This window comes from Vicinamibacterales bacterium (assembly GCA_041659285.1).
Lineage (GTDB): Bacteria > Acidobacteriota > Vicinamibacteria > Vicinamibacterales > UBA2999 > 12-FULL-67-14b.
The window spans coordinates 12,456-33,663 of sequence record JBAZYO010000021.1; the positions used below are offsets into that span (position 1 = coordinate 12,456).

12 protein-coding genes are annotated in these 21,208 nt (G+C 66.5%); 3 read left to right on the forward strand and 9 right to left on the reverse strand.

Annotation, left to right across the window (positions count from 1 at the left end; genetic code table 11):
- Positions 1–5: 5 nt before the first annotated feature.
- Together WC815_22610 and WC815_22615 are read right to left on the reverse strand one after the other, a co-directional pair.
- Entirely contained in the window at positions 6–2,645 is a 2,640-nt protein-coding gene (locus WC815_22610) for an alkaline phosphatase family protein (protein MFA5911579.1), read from the reverse strand.
- Positions 2,646–2,656: 11 nt separating this feature from the next.
- Positions 2,657–6,304, reverse strand: coding sequence for a TonB-dependent receptor (locus tag WC815_22615; GenBank protein MFA5911580.1), 3,648 nt, complete (start codon positions 6,302–6,304; stop codon positions 2,657–2,659).
- A gap of 208 nt (positions 6,305–6,512) precedes the next feature.
- Here WC815_22615 and WC815_22620 point away from each other — a divergent pair, with 208 nt between their 5' ends.
- Positions 6,513–7,877, forward strand: coding sequence for a M23 family metallopeptidase (locus tag WC815_22620; GenBank protein MFA5911581.1), 1,365 nt, complete (start codon positions 6,513–6,515; stop codon positions 7,875–7,877).
- 167 nt (positions 7,878–8,044) lie between these two features.
- Positions 8,045–8,233, forward strand: a complete 189-nt coding sequence (locus tag WC815_22625; protein MFA5911582.1) for a hypothetical protein — start codon at positions 8,045–8,047, stop codon at positions 8,231–8,233.
- A gap of 222 nt (positions 8,234–8,455) precedes the next feature.
- On the opposite strand, the gene WC815_22630 is transcribed toward WC815_22625, so the two are convergent.
- A complete protein-coding gene (locus WC815_22630) occupies positions 8,456–10,645 on the reverse strand; it encodes a M28 family peptidase (protein MFA5911583.1) in 2,190 nt (729 codons plus the stop codon).
- A 76-nt stretch (positions 10,646–10,721) separates the two neighbouring features.
- Here WC815_22630 and WC815_22635 point away from each other — a divergent pair, with 76 nt between their 5' ends.
- Complete coding sequence (locus WC815_22635) at positions 10,722–11,690, forward strand: TlpA disulfide reductase family protein (protein MFA5911584.1); 969 nt, start codon at positions 10,722–10,724, stop codon at positions 11,688–11,690.
- On the opposite strand, the gene WC815_22640 is transcribed toward WC815_22635, so the two are convergent.
- The 6 genes from WC815_22640 to WC815_22665 form a co-directional block, all read right to left on the reverse strand.
- Complete coding sequence (locus WC815_22640; protein MFA5911585.1) at positions 11,677–13,008, reverse strand: APC family permease; 1,332 nt, start codon at positions 13,006–13,008, stop codon at positions 11,677–11,679. The genes WC815_22635 and WC815_22640 overlap by 14 nt on opposite strands.
- A 3-nt stretch (positions 13,009–13,011) precedes the next feature.
- Entirely contained in the window at positions 13,012–14,790 is a 1,779-nt protein-coding gene (locus WC815_22645; GenBank protein MFA5911586.1) for a tetratricopeptide repeat protein, read from the reverse strand.
- Positions 14,791–14,846: 56 nt separating this feature from the next.
- Complete coding sequence (locus WC815_22650) at positions 14,847–15,437, reverse strand: redoxin family protein (GenBank protein MFA5911587.1); 591 nt, start codon at positions 15,435–15,437, stop codon at positions 14,847–14,849.
- A 128-nt stretch (positions 15,438–15,565) separates the two neighbouring features.
- Positions 15,566–18,526 (reverse strand): carboxypeptidase regulatory-like domain-containing protein, encoded by a 2,961-nt coding sequence (locus tag WC815_22655; protein MFA5911588.1) that lies wholly within the window; start codon positions 18,524–18,526, stop codon positions 15,566–15,568.
- Between the two features lie 291 nt (positions 18,527–18,817).
- Complete coding sequence (locus tag WC815_22660) at positions 18,818–19,723, reverse strand: hypothetical protein (protein MFA5911589.1); 906 nt, start codon at positions 19,721–19,723, stop codon at positions 18,818–18,820.
- 72 nt (positions 19,724–19,795) lie between these two features.
- Entirely contained in the window at positions 19,796–21,160 is a 1,365-nt protein-coding gene (locus WC815_22665; GenBank protein MFA5911590.1) for a cytochrome c, read from the reverse strand.
- Between the last annotated feature and the right edge of the window lie 48 nt (positions 21,161–21,208).

Sequence of the window (21,208 nt, forward strand, 5' to 3'; positions counted from 1 at the left end):
TGGCACTACTGCTTCCGCGGCTCCCGGTCGTCGTCTTCGACGTCAACCGCAAAGGGCGAGAACACCGCCTTGCGGACAACGGGATACGGCTCATTCCACCCCTTCACGAGCCCCCACACGATGCGGTTCAACCGATCGGTCGGCGCCGCGTCAGGCACGTCGAAGCGCATCTTCATGGTCGACAGGGCGGCCTCGCGCAGCGGACCCCGCATCGCGGTGAGGGGCGGATTCTGTTCGAAGATGGACTGCTTGGGCTGCACGGTGGAGTACGGCCGCACATTCGGTGTGGGGGTGAAGCTGGCGCGCATATCGGTGGCGATCATGTCGAAGAGCGACATGGTGGGCAATCCGAGCATCAGCTCGATCGTCTTCACCATGCTCTGGTTCGCATAGAACGTGGAGTCGACGGCGCCACGGCGGATATACGGCGAGATCGCCAGCGCCACGGTCCGGTGGCCGTCCACGTGATCGACGCCGTTCTGCGCATCGTCCTCAACCACGAAAATGGCCATCTTGGGCCAGAACGAGGTACGCGACAGCGCCTCGACGATCTGGCCGAGCGCCAGGTCGTTGTCGGCGACCATCGCCTTCGGTGACGACGTTCCGGGACTCGCCCCACGAGTGTGATCGGCCGGCAGTTGCAGGACCACCAGGTTGGGCATGGTGCCGCGCTTCGTCCATTCGGCGACGTCCTTCAGGAAGATTTGCGCACGCACGACGTCGGGAATGGCCTGCGAGTAGGGCGGGTAGTTCTTCGCGAGAACCTGATTGAGTGGGGCGATCGGCGCCGTCACGTTCCATTCGCCACTGAAGTCGGCCCCCGCCTTCCAGCGCTCGAGCAGTGTTCCCCGCTGGTTGTCCCTGCCCTCCGGCAGGCGGCCGGCGTACTCGCCGTACACCTTTACGGTCTTGCCGCGCGCGCGCGCGAGGTCCCACAGGAAGCCGGTGTTGGCGTACGCAAGCGGATCAGTGCCGTCGAAGGGATAGCTCCGCCCAACGTAGCCGGGCCAGAGCGTATAGCTCGTCTCGTTTGCCTGGGTCACCCACTGATGACCATCACCGGAGTTCCCGCCGGTGGCGTAGAAGTTATCGAGTAGCACGAACTCGTCGGCCAGCTTGCGTTGGTTCGGCGTAACATCCGCGCCGAACATCACGAAGGCCGGCTCGCCGTTCCCCTTCGGCAAGTCGCCGAAGAGCTGATCGTAGGTCCGGTTTTCCTTGATGATGTAGACGACGTGCTCGATCAGTGACGGGTCGCCCGCACGTCGCGGCACGGCCAGCGGCGCGGGGACGGCCGTACCGCGTGGCGCCATCTCCTGACGGGCCGTGGCAATGTGATTGTTCTCGGCCACCGCCGTCGTATAGCTGTCGAGCTGCGCCGCGTCTGGAACCGCCACCACACTGACGGTGCCGCGGTTCGAGTGAACGTAGCGGCGCTTCGGATCGCCTTGCGAACCTGAACCGACGCCAAGCAGCGTCGCGATGCCGAGCTTGGAGCCATCGCGGCTGAGCGCCAGGTGGTTCGGATACCACGCCGTGGGAATGAGCCCGCGAATGGCCTGCGTCTTGGTGTCGACAATCGCCACGGCGTTAAGGCCGCCCAGAGCGACGAAGAGCGTCGCGCCATCGGGAGCCAGGGCCAGCGCCGTGGGCGCCACGCCCTTCTGCTTCAAACCAAAGGGCTCGAGGGGAATCGTCGACACCACCCGCTGGGCGCTGGTGTCGACGACCGACAGCGAGTCGGAGTTGGCGTTGGCCACGAAGAGTCGATGCCGCGGCTCGTCCCAGACCATCGCGGTGGGATGCAGTCCCACCGCGAGCGTGTCCGTCACCGCCAGGCGATCGAGATCGACACGGGTCAGGCTGCCTGTTGACGCGATGCCGCGCTCGTCGACAACGACGCGGTCGGCAGTGGGAGCCAGTCCGGTTGGCGCCGTGATGTCCCCGTCCTTCGGCCAACGGCCGCCCCAGTTGCTCACCCAGGCGGTGCGCCCGTCCCGGCTGACGACAGCGCCGAATGGCGCCACGCCGCCGGTCTTGACGATGCCCGACACCCGGCCGGTGTCGGCGTCGACGACGGCCAGCGCGTTATCGAACACGAGCGGCACCACCGCCCGCCCGCCGCTGTCGGTACGCGCCAGCGCCGGCGCGCCGCCAAGGTGGCGGCCAAGGTCGGCCGCCAGCGGCACGAACGCCGCGCCCTCGCCGCGCCACAGTTGCACCGCGCCGCCCTCGCGGTTGTTGACGGCCCTGGGAGGCACCGTGATTCCAACCAACGGACTCTGGCGGGCCGGGTCGAACACGAGACCCTGCAAGGCCGGCGCGCCCGCCAGTTTGGCCTGTTGGCGAACCCGATTCTGCATCCAGTCCAGACGAAACAGGTCGGCGCCGCCACTGTTCGCGCGCGTGAGCACCCAGACCTCGTCGTCGGTGGCGCCAAAGGTGAGGCCGAACACACGCCCGTCGAACACGCTCTGCACACCCGCTGGCGTGATGCCCTGGCGGGTGGTGATGACGCCCGGGTCAGTGACCGCCCGCACCGGCTGCGGGGTGCCCTGCGAGAACAGGACGGCGGCCGACACGGAGAGCCCCACGGCGCTGCCGAGGATGCTTCCGGTGATGACGCTGATAAACCGCGATCGCATGTTGCTCTCCATTAGAACGAGTAACGGGCGGCCAGCTGCATCGTCCGCGGCCCGCCGATGGTGGAAGTGATCCGCCCAGCGGTACCGGAACCGTTGGCCGCGAAGGTTGACGCGGGGTTGGCGAACACCGGGGTGTTGAGTGCGTTGAAGATCTCCCACCGCACTTCGATTCGCTGGCGGCGCCCCAGGGGAATCGCCCGCGCCACCGTCAGGTCGAGCTCCATTTGCGACGGGCCGCGAAGGATGTTGCGACCCGTGTCGCCCCATTGATCGAGCGAGTCCTGAAACGCCGCGACGTTGAAGTAGTTGTCAAGGCGGTCCTGCACGCGACCGGACCCGACGGCGTCGGCGACGGTCATGCCAGGGGCGAAGCTGACCCGCACGCGGCTCATCTGCGCGAAGAACGCGTTGCGCGTGGCGTTACCGAGCACGGTGAACGGCGTGCCCGACTGATACGTGAAAATGCCGGACAGGTTCCAACCACCGGTGATCGCCCGAATCATCGACCCGGTACCACCGACGCCGGGTACGTCCACGATGAAGCTGGTCGTCAGGCGATGCGTCCGGTCGAAGTCGGAGGGGCCCCAGTTGTTCTCGGGGCGCGTCGGGTCGTGCTCGACCAGCCCGCCGTCGGACGACAGGAGGTCCATGGTTCGGCTCAGCGTGTAGGCGACGTTCGTGACAAGCGCCCGGCCCACCCGCACACGAGCCTTGGCCTGCAGGCCGTGGTATTCGGAACGGCCGACGTTGGTGATTTGCTGGAAGCCGCCATTGCGGTTCAGCCCGAGGAACTCTCCGGATACGAAGAAGTCCGGGTTAATCACCCGGCCGAGCCGGTCGTAGATGTCCGTGAACCCGTTGACCGGGGTCACGCGCGGATCGACCGGCACCGCCAGGTTGACCTTACCGAGCAGACCGACGCCGCGCGATCCGACGTAGCGCACGTCGAACAGCAGCGACCGGCTGGCCTCGTACTGCACGTTCGCCGACCACTGGTGCGTGTAAGGGGTCCGGATCAGCGGATCCACGAACACGTTGTTCTTCGAGCTGAACGGCGACTGGGCGGGAAACGCCGAGCCGTCGGCCCGCACCCACTGCGGCGCGCCGTTGGCGTCGCGCACGATCGCCACGTTCAAGGGAATCTGGAACGGATTCACGTTGAGCCGGGGATACGGGTCGGCCATGTCGGGCGGCGCCGGGACATTCTGGTAGATGAAGAACGGGGCGGCCCGCTGGAGGTCGACCTTGTAGCTGGCCCCGGGCCGCTCGTAGTAGAGACCCCACCCACCGCGCACGACGATCTTGGGGGCGAACGAGGGCTGCCAGGCCAGGCCCACGCGGGGGGCCACGTTGTTGTAGTCGGTGGTGAGCGTCGAATCGTTCATGGCCTTGTGGATCTGGCTCAGGTCGATCGGCGTGCCTGGATCGACCACCAGGCCAATCGACAGCGGCGTGAAGTTGGGCTGGAAGAAGGGCGCGTTGGCCGGCACCTGGAATCCGGGCTGCACGCCCAGCTTGGCCGCGGCCTCGGGCAGGTAGTAGTTGCCGATCCGGCCGTTGCGATCGGCGAAGTTACCGAACAGGTCGTAGCGCAAGCCAACGTTCAGGGTCAGCCCTCCACCCACGCGCCAGTCGTCCTGCACGAACCCGCCGATGTCGTGCGCCATGAAATCGCGGCGCGTGTCTCCCTGGTCGAGGTCGGACGACCCGCTGGCCGCGCCGTGACCGGTAAAGAACAGTGCCCAGTTGTTGTAGTCGAGGTCGCCGTTGGTCCGCGACATGAACTCGCCCGCGATGTTGACGCGGCGGTACTCGACGCCGGCCTGCAGGGTGTGTGCTCCGCGGCTGACGGTCACGCGGTCGGCTGCGGTCAGGACACGCTGGATGTCGAAGAAGTCCCACGCGTTGCCGATGCCGCCCGAGTTGCGCTGCGTGTTGATGTCGATGGTCGGCATGAGCGCGGCCAGGCCGCCGATGGCACCCTCGAGCGGGTTGTAGATGCCGAGTGTCGAGTTGTAGATGTCGCGGTACTTCGAGATCCGGGTGTTCTGGAGGTCGTAATACCCGACCGTGGCCTCGTGGAGAACACCCCCTTGGAAAGCGTGGGTGTTGGTGACGCCGGACAGCCACGCCGGCGTGGTCCCCAGCGTCGGTGACGGCGACGCGTCCGCCCACCCGAAGGCCTCGTCAACCTCCTGGTTCGACCGCGCCAGCATCACGCGCGTCTGGTTCGCGGAGCCGAGGCGGTGTTGCACCGATCCGAAGAGTGACGACCCCTGCAGTTCGGTGGGAATCACCTGCTGCTGCAAGTATTCCCGGCCGTAACTGCCGTTGCCCTTGAGGATCGGCTGGTTTCCCGTCGGCGACGGGATCAGGAACTGGCCGTCACGCTTCACGTTGAGGATGTTGAGGGCAACCGGGTGGATGTCGGCCGCGGTCAGCGTGCGAAGAGTGAGGCGCGCCGGGTCGGCGAAGAATTGCGCGATGAGGCCGGCCTGCTGGTCGGCAGGGAAGGCCCGCAGTGCGTTCATGAAGTTCTGGGCGAAGCGGGGGTCGTCCTGCTGCCCGCTCTGGATCCAGGCGTTGGCGACGCCGGCAATCGTCTCGGCGTTACGAACGTCGGTGAGGCCCATCGGCAGGCCGGTCGCGGCGTTGGCATTCGACGCGTAGCCGGACTTGAAGCCCTGCCTCTGTGCCGCGCCGAAGAAATAGGTGCGGCGCCGCAGGACGGGGCCACCAAACGTGGCGCTCGTGTCATTGCGGCGGAACTCCGGCTTGGCCACGCCGGCGCGATTCAGGAAGAACTCGTTGGCATTCAGCTTCTCGTGCTGGAAGTAGTAGCCGGCCGTACCGGCGAAGCGGTCAGTGCCGGAGCGCGTGATGAGCCCGATGTTGCCGCCCGCACTCCGCCCGCGCGAGGCCGACGGTAACGCCGTCTGCACTTCGACCTCGTCGAGCGCCTCGAGGGGCAGGCCGACGCCGCCGCCAAGGCCGCCACTCGCGTTGAGCATGTTGGTGACGTCGACGCCGTTGATGTTCAGCGCGTTGCTGGTCGGACGGGCGCCGTTCACGCTCGGGTTCAATGACTGCGACGCGTCGTCCGTCTGCCCACCGGGGGTCGTTGCAATGTTGAGCCCCTTGCCGGTCCGGTCGGGCAACGGGGCGCTGACGCCGGCTTCCCCCACGATCACGTGGGTGTAGGAGCGCGACGCCGTCGGCAGCGCGGTCAGCGTTTCGTTGGAAAAGGTCGCCGCTTGGGTCGACGTGGTTGGCTCGAGGGTGACCTCGTTGGCGATGACCTGCACCGACTCGGTCAGGCGATCAACCTCGAGGGTCGCAGCCAGGACGGTCGGTCGGGTCCCGGTCACCACCACCGACAACTGGGTGCGGGCGAAGCCAGCCAAGACGAAGCGAACAAGGTATGGTCCCGGCTGCAGTGCCGCGAACCGATACCCGCCCTCGGCGTTGGTCGTGGTCGTGGCGATGGCGCGGTCGCCTTGCAGTTTGGGCGCGACTTCCACCGTGACACCCGGCAGCCTCGCGCCGCTGCTGTCGGCGACGGCGCCTTCGATGGAGCCAGGAGCCTGGCCGGCCGTCGCCAGCGACGCGGTGGCCAGGAGTATGAGTACGATCAGTGTTGCGCGTGTGGTGAATTGCACGTCCCTATCCCTCCAATGAGGATTCCCCGGAGAACTTCCGGCCGGACGAGAATAGGGGCCTGGGACGACGGGGCCGCGACCGCGGCCATACGCTCCGGTAAATTCGCGGCGACGCCGCTTGAGTTACTACGCGGCGGATCCGGTCACGACACTACGGGGAAGAGTAGAAACAAAGGGCCACACTCCTGTTCGTGACTATGATCAGGGCATGCGATTTGTTCGCCTGACGCTGCTTGCTCTTGTTGTGATCGGAATCGTCGGGTTCGGTGCCGGCTGGTACTTGGCGGGCAACGAGCCCGGCCCAACCATCACCGTCGGGTCACCGGATAAGTTCATCGGCCGCGCCGGCGCGCTCGCCGTGACCGTGGACTCGCCGACGGCGGTGTCGAGCGCGTCGGCCACGCTCGAACAGAACGGCCAGTCGGCCCCGGTCGCGTCATACTCCAACGCCGGCGCGCCGGAGACCCGCGTGTCGTTGTCTGGTCCGCTCGGAAAGTCGGCGCAGCCGGCGCTCGTCAACGGCCCGGCGACACTGACCGTGACAGCGTCACGATTAGTCCTCTTCGGGCTGCGGACCGCCGAGAGCTCGGTCACGCGGGTTCTGCAGGTCCGCCTGGATCCGCCGCGGATCGCCGTCACCTCGCTCCATCACTTCATCAACCTCGGCGGCGCGGAGTTTGTGGTCCTGCGGGCGACGCCCGAAGACGTCGACGCCGGCGTCAAGGTCGGTGATGTCGAGTACCGCGCTTACCCCGGTTCCGCTGTCGGCATTGCGGACCCGGCGGTCCGGGTGGCGTTCTTCGCGCTGCAGCACGACCAGGACGTGAATGCCCGCATGTCGGCGTTTGCGAGAGACGCAGCTGGCAACGAGGCCACGACCCCGCTCGAGCATCAGCCGACGAACAAGCAGTTCCTGCAGTCGCGCATCCCCATCGACCAGCGCTTCCTCGATCGTGTGGTGCCCGCCATCGCCTCGAACACACCGGACCTCAAGATTGACACCAACTCTCCTGAAGCCCTGCTGAGGGGATTCCTGACCATCAACGGCGACCTGCGCAAGAAGAACGGCGACACCATTGCCGCGCTCGCGGCCAAGAGCCAGCCGAAGATGCTGTGGACGGAAGCCTTCGCGCAAATGGGAAACTCGCAGGTCGAGTCGCGCTTCGCCGATCGGCGGACCTATTTCTTCGAGGACAAGGAAATCGACCGCCAGGTCCACCTCGGCTTCGACCTCGCCTCGGTTCAACAGGCGCCGGTTCATGCCTCGAACGCCGGCGTCATCGTGCACGCCGACTTCCTCGGCATCTACGGCAACTGCGTGATTATCGACCACGGCCTCGGCGTGCAGTCGCTTTACGCGCACCTGTCATCAATCGGCACAAAAGTCGGCGAGCCGGTGACGAAGGGACAGGAACTCGGCCGCACCGGTGCGACCGGCCTGGCCGGCGGTGATCACCTGCACTTCACGATGCTGCTGCAGGGCGTGCCGGTGAATCCCGTGGAGTGGTGGGATCCGCACTGGCTGGAAGACCGGGTGTTCCGAAAGGTCCGCGAGGCGGGCGGCCAGAAGTAGCCGCCCGCCTCCGGTGCTCTAGCACTGTGGCGGGCCGGTGCCGTGCCGGCGGTGACCAACGGCGTCTGGAAGTGACCAGCCGTTTCACGACCTAGAAGCGGGGCGGGAGAGGCGTCGTCGATTGTTAGCCAAACGGAGCCGGGTCAGTGTGACCGGCGATGCCGTCGATGAAGCGCGTCATGGGCCTTTTCGAGATCTTCCGATCTGACGAGCAGCTCGGCTCCACTGATTGCCGGGAACATTCCGCCGCCATTGTCAGCCCTAATCATGGACTCGATCCCGGCCTCGTCCAGAATGCCTTTGGCCATCTGAGCATCCGCGGTGGACCGGAATGTCGAGACGGCGATCAGATCTGAGGAACTCACGGTGGCACCTCCCGTTCTTGCTGGACAAACCTGCAGACACGCTGAACTGCGCCTTCAACTAACCCGAATTGCCCTTCGCCAGCGGCTCAATACTCTTCAAGTGTGTAGGCAGGTCATCGTCGTACCGACGTCCCGATGACCTTGCGATCCACAGCGAACTGGCAACACGACCCGCCCGACACCTGCGATCGAACACGCGCCGGGGTGTTGAAGTTACTTAACCGCCTGCTGTAGCGCCTGAGCCGCTTGCTCGACCTGTGCGGCCAGGGCGTTCACGGCCGCCGATACGGTACGAACGCCGCCCTGCGCTTCGGTGAACCGCCCCTCTTCGAGCCCCTCACGAATCTGGGGCATCGTCTTCACGCCGTAGCCGGTGTAGAAGCCCGGCGCGTAGATCTGGTGCTTGAACCACTCGCGGCGCGGCAGCCCCTCGGTGTTGCCCAGCTTCCGCTCCGACGTGATCAGCAACTGGTTGAGCGCCTGCAGTTCGGCGCGGCCCAGCAGCGTCGCGGTGTTGGCCCGGCCAACGGCGCCGTAGGCCTTCTCGAAGGCCCGGCCGGCGTCGCGCAGCTTTTCCACGGCGGCGCGCACCGGCTTCATGTCCACCTTCGAGTCTTTCTTCGTCTCGGCGAGCTTCTCGATCTCGACGACGTAGCGCAGGAGCGTATCGGCGGTGTCGGTGAACTGGAACGGCAGCACGGGCGCGTCGGCCAGCCGCATCACGAGCGTGCCGGTCAGCTGCGACAGCGTCCGCCCGTACGAGTAGTCGGTATCGGAGTAGGTCTGGTACCACTTGATGGTGTCGTAGGCCGAGTGATACACGCCGCCCGGGCTCTCACCGCCAAAGCCGACGTTGAGCGCCGACAAGGTCAGGTGCTGCAGGAACGGCGTGAAGTCGGAACCCGAACCGAGCGGCGCCAGCCGCAGTGAGGGGTCGGCCTCGGCGGCCTTGCGATCCGCCTCCGCCTCACCGAGAATCGCGCGGCGGCGCGCTTCCTCGAACACCGGCTTGCCGGTGCGCGGATCCATCACGTCTTTCGCGACCTCGCTCATGAACTGCTGCAGGCCGTGCGAGCCGCCGGCGTTGAGCCAGCCCTTGCCGGTGCCGTCGGTGTTGATGTAGACGGCGGCCTTCTGCTTCAGCTCGGCATCGTGCTTTTCCGCCCACTCGGTCGATCCCAGCAGGCCCCATTCCTCGCCGTCCCACAGCGCGATCTTGATCGTGCGCGACGGCCGCCAGCCGGTCTTCAGCATCTCCGCCAGGCCGCGCGCCGCCTCCATCAGCGACGAGGCGCCGCTGATCGGGTCGTCGGCGCCGCTCACCCACGCGTCGTGGTGGTTGCCGAAGATGATCCACTCGTCCGCGCGCGTGGTGCCGGGAATGGTGACCATCACGTTGTAGAGCGGGCGGTTCTTCCACTCGAACGCCAGCTTCATGTGCAGCTGCGCCGGGCCGGGTCCGAGGTGATAGGTCACCGGCAGCGCGCCGCGCCACTCGGCCGGCGCCACGGGTCCCTTCAACTGCTTGAGGATCGGGAGGGCGTCACCGTACGAAATCGGCAGCACCGGGATCTTGAGGATGGTCTGCGAGTCTTCACGGCGGTTTTTCTTGCCGCCGGCTTCGCTGCCCCAGCCGGGCGTGATGGGATCGCCGGGATGGACCGGCATGTCCATCACGCTGCCGCGCTGCGCCCCGAACTCCGGGCGATAAGGCCCGGCCGGATACACGTCGCCGGCAAAGTAGCCGTCATCTCGCGGGTCCGAGTAGATCAGGCAGCCGATGGCGCCGTTCTCGTAAGCCACCTTCGGCTTGATGCCGCGCCAGCCGGCGCCGTAACGCGCGAGCACGATCTTGCCCTTGACGCTGATCCCGAGCTGCTTGAGGCGCTCGAAGTCGGCGGGCATGCCGTAGTTTACGTACACGACTTCGCCGGTGACGTCGCCGTCGCCGGAATAGGCGTTGTAGAGCGGCGTCTGGTCGCCCGAGTCGGGATCCTCCGGTAACACCGGCTCCTTGATCTTCAGGGCGTACTTTTCCGGGGCGACGAGCTCCACGCTCGTCTCCAGCGGCCACGGCATCATCGCCTCGAATTCCTCGATGCGCGCATCGAGGCCGAACGACTTGAACTGGCCCAGCGCCCAGTCGGCGACCTTCTTCGATGATGGCTGGCCGGCCACGTGCGACTCACCGGCCATGGCCTCCATGTAGGTCTTGATCCGCGCCGCGTCCGGGAGTCTCCGGAATTGCTCTTCGCGCCCCCGCTGCGCGGCCACCGCGTCATCCGGAAAGCCGCGAAGCCCCGGCGACTGCGCGTGCGGTTGCGTCAGGCTGAGAGCGGCCAGGGTCAGGGTGATGGCGGCGGTCGCGACACGCCGCGTCGCCCACGGCAGAGGTTTGTGCATTCCGCAACTATAAACCGTCCACCGGGCCCCACACGCGGCACCCGCGTGTGGGTGGCTTTGGAGTATCCTCGGCGGCATGAAACGCGCTCTGTTTGCCTTGGTGTTGTCTCTGATTGTCGCTGCCCCGGCCCTCTCGCAAGGCGCCGCGAAGCCCGCGCCGCCGCCGACCATCATCCAGAAAGTGCGCGCCGCGATCGCCGAGCCTGATTTCAAGAAGGCCGAGAAGCTGGTGCTCGACGACATGGCGGCGCAGGGCACCACGCCGATCGCCGTCGAAGCCTTCTCGTGGCTCGGCCGCGGCGCGGTCGCCGCGAAGAATTACGACGCGGCCATGACGTACGCGGCCCGCACCTACGAAATTGTTGAAGAGCAACTGAAGACCCGCAAGCTGGACGATGAGCCGCGGCTGCCGATCGCCCTTGGCGCGGCGATCGAAGTGCAGGCACTCGCCACGGCCGGGCAAGGCAACCGAGCCGACGCGATCATCTACCTGCGGCGCGAGCTGGACACCTACAGGAACACCTCGATCGTCGAGCGCATCAACAAGAACATCAACCTCCTCGGCCTCGAGGGCACGCCGGCGTTTCCGATTGAGAGCAGCGCATGGATTGGGCCGGCACGCGTCAGCCTGGCCGGCCTGAAAGGCAAGCCGGTCATCCTGTACCTGTGGGCGCACTGGTGCCCCGACTGCAAGATCCAGGGCCCCATCCTCGAAGCCATGCTCAAGAAGCACGCGGCAACCGGACTGACGCTCGTGGCGCCGACCAAGCTCTACGGATACGTGGCCCAGCGAAAGGCGGCCGAGGCGCAGGAAGAGATGGCGTACACCGCGGAAATGCGCGACCAGACCTATCCCTGGATGAAGGATTACGCGGTACCGGTCAGCGCGGAGATCTTCGCGCACTACGGCGTCTCCACCACTCCGACCCTCGTGTTCATCGATCGCGACGGCAAGGTCGCGAAGTACAACCCGGGCCAGCTGACCGCCGAACAGCTTGAGCCGTTGATCCAGAAGATCACGGCGCCGCCCGCTACCGCACGGTAGCTCGACGCACGGCCAGCACCACGACGCCGGCGGCCAGCCACACCAGGCCCACCACCTTCGCCGGCGTACTGGCGCCGGCAATCACCCAGACCGTGACCACGGCGCCCGCCACCGGCACCACGCGGTGGGCCAGGCGGGCGGCGGCCCGCCCGCGGACGACGAAGTAGCCCACCACCGAGGCATGCAGCAGCGTAAACGCCGCGAGCGCGCCCACATCCACGATCGACACCAGCGCGTCGAGCCCGTCGTCCCGGCGCGCCGCCCACACCGACACGGCCAGTGTGAGCGCCGCGGCGGAGAGCAGCGACACCGTGGGCACGCCGTGGCGCGGGTCCACGCGCGCCAGCGCCGCGGGCAGCCGCCCGGCGCGGGCCATCCCGAAGAGCAGGCGCGCGGCAGCGGCTTGCGCGGTCATGGCGGCAAAAGCCGGACCCACCGCGTTGGTGATGGCCAGCACGGTCGCCAGCCACGGCCCGATCGCCACGCGGGCGAGGTCGTAGAATGCCGTGCCTTGCCGTTGGGGGTGCGCCGCCAGGTCCGCGGGAGGAATGGTGCTCAACACGCCCGCCAACCAGACCTGCAGCACGAACAGGCTGCCGGTCACCGCGAGGCAGACCATGATGGCGCGGCCCACCTCGCGCTCGTCGCCCGTGCTCTCTTCGGCGAATGACGCGATGGCGTCGAACCCGAGAAACGACAGGACGGCCACCGAGATCGCGCCGACAACCGCCGGGAGGTCGAAGGCGCCGAGGCCGGTCAGGGGCGTGGTCCACGCCCGCGAGGTCCCGTCCTGGGCGATCACCACGAGCGCCGCGGCCACGAAGACCAGGAGCACCACGACCTCGGCAATGAGCACCAGGAAGCCGACCCGCGCGGCCACGGCGACCCCGGCCAGATTCAGCGCCGTCGTCAGCATGAACGCCGCCACGGTGAACACCCAGGCCGGCACCGATGGCACCAGCGCGTGCAGCGCGATGCCCGAGAAGAGGTAGGCCACCGACGGGATGAGCAGGTAGTCGAGCATGGCCAGCCATCCGGCCAGGAAGCCCGCATGGCGCCCCAACCCTTCGCTGGCGTACGCGAACACCGAGCCCGCGTGCGGGACCACGCGCGACATCTCAGCGTACGACCACGCGGTGAACGCCATCGCCACGGTAGCCAGCAGGTAGACCATGACCACCGCGCCGTTCGTGCGCGCGTCAAGCACGCCGAACAGGCCCACGGGCGCGAGCGGGCCGATGAACAGCAGACCGTAAACGATGAGGTCGCGGAGCGACAGGCTGCGGCGGAGTGCGGATCCGCCCGTCAGTTTCGCCATGTTCTACCGGGGTGGACGGCGTTGCAGGTAGTGTTGGCGCCTGACGACAATCTGCTTGGCCAGCGCCTCCGGCAACGGCAGCTTGAGCGCGCGGTCGGCGGCCTCGAGGGCGAGATCGTAGGAGCCCACCGCCGCGTATGCTTCCGCCAGTCCGGCCAGCGCCTGCGGGTTGGCGGCATCCAGGCGGACCGCCTCCTGCAGGTGTTTCAACGCGTCACCGGTCTTGCCCTGCGCAAGCATGACCTGTCCGAGGTTGTTGTGCGCCAGCGCGTAGCCGGGCCGCCGTTCCAGGGCCGCTCGAAACGCACTCACCGCCTCCGCCAGCCGGCCGGCTTGCGCCAACGCCGTCCCGAGGTTGAAGTGCGCCGCCGCCGACTCGGGCTTGAGCGCCACCGACGCCTCGAAGTGCCGCACGGCGGGCGCGGCCTGTCCCATGCCCAGGTAGATCAACGCCACGTCGTCGTGCAGTTCGGCGTCCTTGGGATCGACCCGGAGCATCGTCTCGTAGCCGATGATGTCTTCGGCGGCCATCTTGTTCGCGATCTGCCCGGTCATCAGCTCGCGACCGCGGTCGTTCGTGGCCAGGAGCTGGAACCACAAGTCGCCCATCTCATCGCGCGAGCGCTGGCCCCAGTAGACGCGAACGGGCGGCAACTCCGGGTTGCGGACGTTCTCCGCGGAGTTGTCGTAGGTGAATTCCATGGACAGCCGCGTCCCCTTCGGCAGCCGAATGGGCGCGACTTCGCGGTACACGTGTTGCCAGCGGAAGTCCCAGTCCGTGATGTGCATGACGAGACGCGAGGTGCCATCGGGGAACTCGGCCAGGCCGCGGATTTCGCGGGCGCGATAGTGCGCGTGGGGCTGCACGGCCAGCAGGTCGGCATCGACCGGGAGGGTGTAGGCGTCGCGAATGACGTAGCGCGGCGCCCCTGGAGGAATCTCGATTCCCTGCGAGCCCAGGCGAAGGATCGTGGGCGTGCGCGTGGGCGGGCGGTCGCTGAAGTAGAGCCCGATCTCGGGCTGCACCTGTTCCACGGCGCCACTCGGCTGGAGGTGCAGCTGCACGACGAGGTCGCTCCCGGGCTCGAGTGTCCACGCCAGGTCGGCAGACACCAGGGGGGCGACTTGGCCGGGCGTCCAGCCCAGGAAGTGTCCGTCCGGATATTCCGCCGATCGCGGCATCAGGCCGTCGTACCCGGGAAGGGGATCGGCATCGTCCAGTTGCCGCGTCGCCGCCGTGCGATCGATCCGGATGTTGGCGTGATGCACGACGCGCGCGTTGCCGGGGTGGAACTCGATGCCGCGAACGTAGGTGCGCTTCGACACCGGCAGCCGCAGGACGAAGATCCGGAACGCGTCGGTCGGCTGCGCCTGGAGGGTGAACGGCCGCGATGGCCTGACGATCAGGTCGGGCTTGCCTAACAGCCAGCCATCGGGAAGGTCTGGAACCGGCGGCAGGGCCGCGGCATCCCCTTGCGGTGTGCCCGTCTTCGCCCACGTCTCCAGGACCGCAATCTGCGCGTCGCTGAGCGGATCCTGCCCGACGAAGTGGCCGACGCCCGGTTCAACCTTCCACGGCGGCATGAAGCGGCTTCGGGTGACCGCGGCGATCTGCGTCGCCCGCCGCCGGACCTCGTCGTAGGTCGCGAGGCTGAATGGCGCCGGACCGCCCTTCCGATGACACGACACGCACGACGTGAAGACGATCGGCGCGATGTTGCGCGTGAAGGTGACGTCCTGGGCGCTCGCGGCAGACGGTCGGAGGGCGATGGCTTCAGCCATCGCCACTGCGAACACGGCGACGGCTAAAGCCGTCGCTCTCCGAACGCGGGTGCGCTTCATTTCACCAGGTCCGCCAGGATGCAGCCCACTGCTTGCGTCTCACGCACGGCCACCGCCTTGCCCTGCACAATCGCCTCCAGCGCGCGCTCGAGCGTCCGTTCGGTGGGCTGCGGCCGGTCCCTGCCGAACTCGATGTACCGATCGTCGATACGGCCCTTGTAGAGGACGCGGCCACCTGCACCGACGACGGCCACTTCGGGCGTCACTTGCACGCCGGTGTGCTTCACGAGTTCCTGCGCCGTGTCGCGGACGACAGGAAGCGCGTAGCCAAACTTCTTCAGGTGCTCGCGGATCACCGGCGGCGTGTCGGTGCTCACGGGATACACCACCGTGAAGCCAATCCCTTGCTTCTGGAAGCGCGCGGCGAGGCGCTGGATCTCCGGGGCATAGCGATTGGAGATCGGGCAGTCGGTGGTGGTGAAGACCAGCACGATGGCGACGCGACGCGGCGCGAGCACCAGTGGATTGACGCTGCTGCCCGCGAGGTCGAGCACGCGGGTCGGGCCGGGCCCATCGATGTGGCGTCCGGCTTGAGCCGGACCGGAGGGCGTGGCCAGAAGCAGGGCCAGGATGAGGTGAAGCAACATCGTGTGGCTTCAGTATAGAAAAAAGAAGGGCGGGGGTGTTGGCCCCCGCCCTTCCTTCGGTCCGGCTAAAGCCGGACACGACATTGCTCACGGGCGGCACTAAAGGGCCGCCCGTCTGGAACCAGGACTTACCAGCTCACGTCAACGCCGACGCGGATGATGCGGCCCTGGAGGACCACCGACGGCTGCTTGTAAGTGGCGGCGCCGTACTGCACCGTCGCCACCGACGAGTAGTCATCCGAGTTGAGCGCGTTGAACAGGTCCATCTTCGGAACCATGGTCAACCCGCCGAGCTGGAGCTTCTTGCTCACCGAGAAGTCGAACTGGTTGATGCGCGGGGTGTACTCAGTCTCCGGCGCCACTAGCGGCACCTGGATGTTCGCCACGCCGCTGGCGGCGAGTTCGGGCAGCACCAACGCGCCCGGCGTGCAGGGACCCGTGCAGTTGGCCGCATAGCGGGTGGCCGAGGTCAGCTGCCAGTAGGTGGCCTGGCCGTTCGGACGGTCGAAGCCGGTGCCGGCCGTGAAGCCGCCGTAGGCCTGCGCCGCCGAGCCCGTGAGGTAACCGTTCAGGCTCTGCCACGAACCGCTCACCGAGATGCCGAAGAACGGCAGCGGGTAGACCACCGTGGCCTTGAACTGCTTCTGCCACGGAATGCCGCTCTCGGACTGGTCGCAATAGAGCGAGCGGTTTGGATCGCTGGCCGCCGACACGCACACGTCGTTGATCGAGCGCTCGAGGTTGAAGCCGCCGAAGGCACGGACGCCGCGCGGCAGACGCGCGTTGAAGTTGATGTCGACGCCGTTGTAGTTGCGCTTCATCTCATCGCTCGTGCTGTCGACGTTGGCGACCTGGCCGCGGAACGCCGGCTTGATGACCCAGGCGGGAATGACGCTGCCGTCGAGGGGACTCACCACGTTGAAGCGGTTGTAGCTGTCCGCGTTCAGCAGGCTGTTCGTGCGCATGGTGAGGTTCTTGAAGTTGATGCGGTAGAACTCAGCCGCCAGCGAGAAGCCGCTGAACAGCTCCCTGGTGACACCGACGTTCATCGCCAGCGAGTACGGACGCTTGATGTCGGGATCGAACTGGGCCAGCGAGCGGACGCCGAAGTTAGCGGGCAGGTTGGCGAAGTTGATCTCGCAGCCGGCGGTCAGGTAGGTGCAGCCGCGCTCGCCCTGGGCCATGTCGTCGCCGTTCGAGTCGGTCCACGGCAAGGCGAAGGTCGTCAGCGCCGTCGGGTTGTAGAGCTGCGCGAATCCGGTCGTCTGCGCGGTAACGAACTTGTTGAAGCCCGCGCGGATGGCCGTCTTGCCGTTGCCCGAGATGTCGTAGATCGCCGACACGCGCGGCGAGAAGTCCTTCCACGTCGGGAACGCGATGTCGCTGTAGGCCGGCACGTTCGCAAAGCGCCCCACCTGGGCCGCCTGGCCGACGATGGTCTGCTTGTTGATGTCGAAGCGCGCGCCGTAGTTCAGCGTCAGCCGGTCCATGCTCCAGGTGTCCTGCGCGTAGATCCCGAAGTTGGCGTCAAGCGACTCTTCGACGCGCAGCGGGGTGTTCAGGACGGAGACCTGGGTCGGAATGCCGTTGTTGTAGGTCTGGTAGAGGTCGCCGTTGGCATTGTTGTAGCGCGGGTACTTGCCGAACTGCTGCGACAGGCCCACCTTCACGGTGTGCGAACCGGACACGTACGACGCCGCCGCCTGCACGTTGTAGCGGTCGGGGTAGTTGCCGAGCTGTGCGCCCGACGCGCCCCAGAGCGCGCCAGTGCTGGTGTCGTTCCGGCGCACGTTGCGGTACCAGGCCGCCGTGCCACGCTCGGCGAGCACGCCGGGCTGGTAGAGGTTGTCATAGCGTTCGCGGTTGTACGAGGTGCCCACTTCGAGCAGCAGCTTCGACGAGACCGTCGAGGTCCACTTGAGCGATCCGGTCGAGAAGTTCGGCGTGTTCCAGATCACCGACGCCGTGCGCGGGTCGGTGTTGGCGCCCATGGCGTGGCCGCGGAGACGCAGCGCGCGATCCATGTAGACCGCCACCTTGTTACGATCGGATGCCTGCCAGGTGAGGCGCACCACCGGGTTGTTCATCTTCTCGTCGGAGATGCCCTGCTCGCACTGCGCGGCGCCCGTGCGGCACTGCTGGAAGCCCACCGGGAACGGCACGTTCTCGGGCGTGTAGAAGGTGTTGGCAATCGGGCGGTCGTACTTGGCGCGGCGGAAGGCGCCGAAGAACCACAGCTTGTTCTTCATGATCGGACCGCCCTGTTCAACGTTCCACTCGTAGAAGTTGTCGATCTTGTCCACGGCGCTGACCCCGATCGCGCGCAGGTCGTCGGTCAGGTTGTTGCCCTGCCATTTCTTGGGCGACTTGAAGCCCTTGAACCCGCCGCGGAACTGGTTGCCGCCGTCTTTCGGAATCAGGTTCATGTTGACGCCGCCGGTGAGGGTTTCGGCGTTGCCGCCGGCCGTCTGGTAGACGGCTTCCTGCGTCATCGATTCGTTGTGGTAGGCCTGCACGGCGCCGTCGCCCATCAGGCCGTTGGTCATCATGCCGTCCACCAGCACGACCGTCTGGGCGCCGCCCTGGCCGCGCACCGCGAAGTAGGTCTGCTGCATGGCGCGCGAGCCGCCGACGTCGGGCACGTTGAGCGTGACGCCGACCACGAGCTGGCCCAGGCCCTGGATGGTGCCGGACGTCGGCACCGCGCTCAGCATGTCGCGCGTGAGCACCTGCTGCTTGGCGTTGCTCTGCACGTCCACCACCGGCGAGGCGCCGGAGACCGTGACCGACTCCTGCAAGGTGCCCACCGTCAGATCAATGTTGATGGTGGCCGTGAAGTTGGCCTGCAGTTCGACGCCGTCGCGGATCACGGTGTTGAACCCGGGCAGCGTGTAGGTGAGCTTGTAGGTGCCAGGCCGCAGGTCAACGATGCGGTAGCCACCGTTCTCGTCGGTAATGGCCGAGCGCACGCCTTCGATCAGGGCGGGGCTGGCCGCTTCCACGGTCACACCGGGCATCACCGCGCCCGAGGTGTCTTTCACGGTTCCGGTAAAGACACTCTGCGCCCGCGCCAACGCCGGCACGAGCACGAGGCCTGCTAGTACAAGCAGAAATGTTCTTGCAACAGACTTCCACGCCATCATTCTTCCCCCAAATTCAGCGACCGAGCCACCCGACAACGCCCAGCATCGGTGGCGTGGGCGCTCGTCGCCAAGAGCAGCAAGAAAGTTAGCGCTGTGAACTGCTTCCGTCAATCTCGAACTGTCGAGATGTAATCCGGTATTTTGGAATGCAAGGTGAAGATGAAAGAGCCGCGATCCATCAGCGATGAATCGCGGCTCGGTGTTGTCTGCAAGACAACGCGTGATAACCCGTTTCGATCAGTGACGGCCGGTGTTCGCGGCCTTCACGCTGACCTTCAAGTAGGCCGTCGACCAGCAGCACTGGAAGCCGCCGCCACCGACGCCGGACGAGTCGTTGCCTTCCAGGCGGATAACGTACTCACCGGGCAGGGAGAACGTCGCGGTGGTCGCAATCTTGTCCTTCTCGATCGCCGGCGTGGCGTCGGCGAAGGTGATCGTGCCGGGGCCGCGATACTTGCTCAGCGACACGCTGAGGCGGGTGCGGCGGGGCTGGCCCTGTGCGCCGGCACCACCGGGAGGAGGCGCGGCGGCCGACCCGCCCGTGGGCGGCTCTTCGTGGCCATCGTCCGTGACCCAGAAGCTGATCGCCACAGGCTCGCCGACGGCGCCGTTGACGACGGGTGCGGCCGAGAGGGGCGGCGGCGGGCCGGTGAGGGCCGGACCGCTCTCGGCGAACTTGAACACCGGCGGCTTGTTGCCCATCGCCGCGTCGAGATACGGCTCGATCTGGTAACCCTTGCTGAGGGCGAATGGTACCGACACGGTCCTGCCGTTCGCGGTCAGGGTCCAGGTGACCTTCTTGTCGCCGAAGTCTTTCGGAACCTTGATGGCGATGGTGCCCCAGCCGCGGCCCACCACGAAGTGCGTTGGTTGGCCCTGGTCGGGACCGCCGGGTTCGATGCGGTTATCGGGACCGATCGGAATGTCGAGCGTCTGCTTCTTGTTCCGGTTGTAGTAGCCAGCCAGCAGCGTGTAGGAACCGTCGGCGTTCTGGTACCACCCTTCGAAAGCCGGATAGATGTTCAGTCCGGCGTCCTTGAGCGGCTCCAGTGCGAGCTGCCGGGCCGCAACCTGCGCGCCTGCGGCCAGGCACGCGGCGGCCACAACGGCCAGGGCCGTGCGGGTCATGAATCGAGATGTCATCTTGAAAACTCCTGCGCAAACAGTGAGGGGGTGCCGTTGCTGGCACCCCCTCGGTGGAAAACAGAAACGGCGTTACTGCTGCTGCTGGCGTTCGGTGGTCGTCGCCAGCTTGGCCTTGCGCGCGTCGACTTCCTTGGTGAAGTCGTCGTCGCCCATGTAGGTGATGTTGATCCACGCGTGCGCCATTTCATCGACCGTGCGGTCGCCCCAGCCGATCCACTGATTCGGGTCGGGGTTGCTCTTCTTGGCGGTGGTGTTGTCGTGCCACGCGGTGACCTTGAGGATCGTGCCCTTCGGCAGCAGCGGCGCGTAGTCGTCGTCGAACACGTAGTTGTTCATCCAGTTGAACTCGAAGTTCGGGACGTAGCCGAGCACCTGCTGGGTGCCGTTCGGCAGGATGGCTTCAACCATCATCGCCTTGCCGCGGAGGTGCATGTGCGGCTGGAAGTTCTCGACGCGGCCGGCCTTGCGCATGACGTGGAAGTTCTGGCCCACGCTGATCGAGTTCGGCGCGATGTCGAGGTTGCGGTTGCCGCCGGTGACGCCGCTGTAGAGCGACAGCATCGTGCGGTACTTGGGCTCCTGACCCTTCGGGTAGAAGTAGATGCCGAGTTCGACGTCATCGGTGATGTCTTCGCCACCGTCGCTGTAGTGGATGTCCCAGCGGATCTTGGCGCCGGGCATCAGCAGCTTGCCGGTGTTCGGACGCATCAGCTCGCCCTGCTTGTTGACGGCCCATTCCATGAAGAGGCCGGCGCCGCTGTCGGCATCAGCGCTCAACAGGCCGGAGCTCACGGCTTCCTTCTCGTCCTGCATCAGGTAGGCCAGCGCGTGATGGGTGATCTTGCGGCCCTTCAGCGAACCCGGGCGCATTTCGATGGCGCGAACCCAGCGGGGCTCGGTCACCGGCACGTCGACGACGGGCTTGTACCAGGCGTCCATGGCCACGGCCTTCTGCGTGTACTTGGGCGACTTGATGATCAGGTCGGGCGGGCCGCCGAACTTGCTGGCGTAGTTCCAGCCGTTGCCCTCTTCCCACTTGACCGGCTTGGGCATGTCCTTGAGGTCGCCCTTCGGCGCGCCGTTGGCGGCCCACTTCACGATGGTGTCGATTTCCTTGTCGCTCAGCGAGCGGTCATCCTTGTAGTGCTGGATGCCGACCGTCTTGTCGATGTGCCAGGGCGGCATGTTGCGCGACGCCACGCGATCGCGAATCGAACGCGCCCACGGACGCGCCTCCTCGTAAGTGATCAGCGAGAACGGTGCGATCGAGTCCGGCCGGTGGCACGACTCGCACTTGTTCTGAAAAATTGGCGCGACGTCCTTCGTGAACGTCGGCGTCGCGGTCGTCTGAGCTGAGAGCGACGCAGGAAGAGCCAGGAGGCCCATCACGCCCACCGCTCCACTCAAAACCCGGCCGAAAATACCGTTAGCCATCTTTCCCCTCCGAAAAATGTGACCGAATAGCAGCGGTTGGGGAGTGTA

Bases quoted from the DNA above. Each gene is read 5' to 3' on its own strand.
- WC815_22610 (MFA5911579.1), bottom strand. From the start codon at position 2,645: ATGCGATCGCGGTTTATCAGCGTCATCACCGGAAGCATCCTCGGCAGC.
- WC815_22620 (MFA5911581.1), top strand. From the start codon at position 6,513: ATGCGATTTGTTCGCCTGACGCTGCTTGCTCTTGTTGTGATCGGAATC.
- WC815_22625 (MFA5911582.1), top strand. From the start codon at position 8,045: ATGAAGCGCGTCATGGGCCTTTTCGAGATCTTCCGATCTGACGAGCAG.
- WC815_22630 (MFA5911583.1), bottom strand. From the start codon at position 10,645: ATGCACAAACCTCTGCCGTGGGCGACGCGGCGTGTCGCGACCGCCGCC.
- WC815_22635 (MFA5911584.1), top strand. From the start codon at position 10,722: ATGAAACGCGCTCTGTTTGCCTTGGTGTTGTCTCTGATTGTCGCTGCC.
- WC815_22640 (MFA5911585.1), bottom strand. From the start codon at position 13,008: ATGGCGAAACTGACGGGCGGATCCGCACTCCGCCGCAGCCTGTCGCTC.
- WC815_22645 (MFA5911586.1), bottom strand. From the start codon at position 14,790: ATGGCTGAAGCCATCGCCCTCCGACCGTCTGCCGCGAGCGCCCAGGAC.
- WC815_22650 (MFA5911587.1), bottom strand. From the start codon at position 15,437: ATGTTGCTTCACCTCATCCTGGCCCTGCTTCTGGCCACGCCCTCCGGT.
- WC815_22660 (MFA5911589.1), bottom strand. From the start codon at position 19,723: ATGACATCTCGATTCATGACCCGCACGGCCCTGGCCGTTGTGGCCGCC.
- WC815_22665 (MFA5911590.1), bottom strand. From the start codon at position 21,160: ATGGCTAACGGTATTTTCGGCCGGGTTTTGAGTGGAGCGGTGGGCGTG.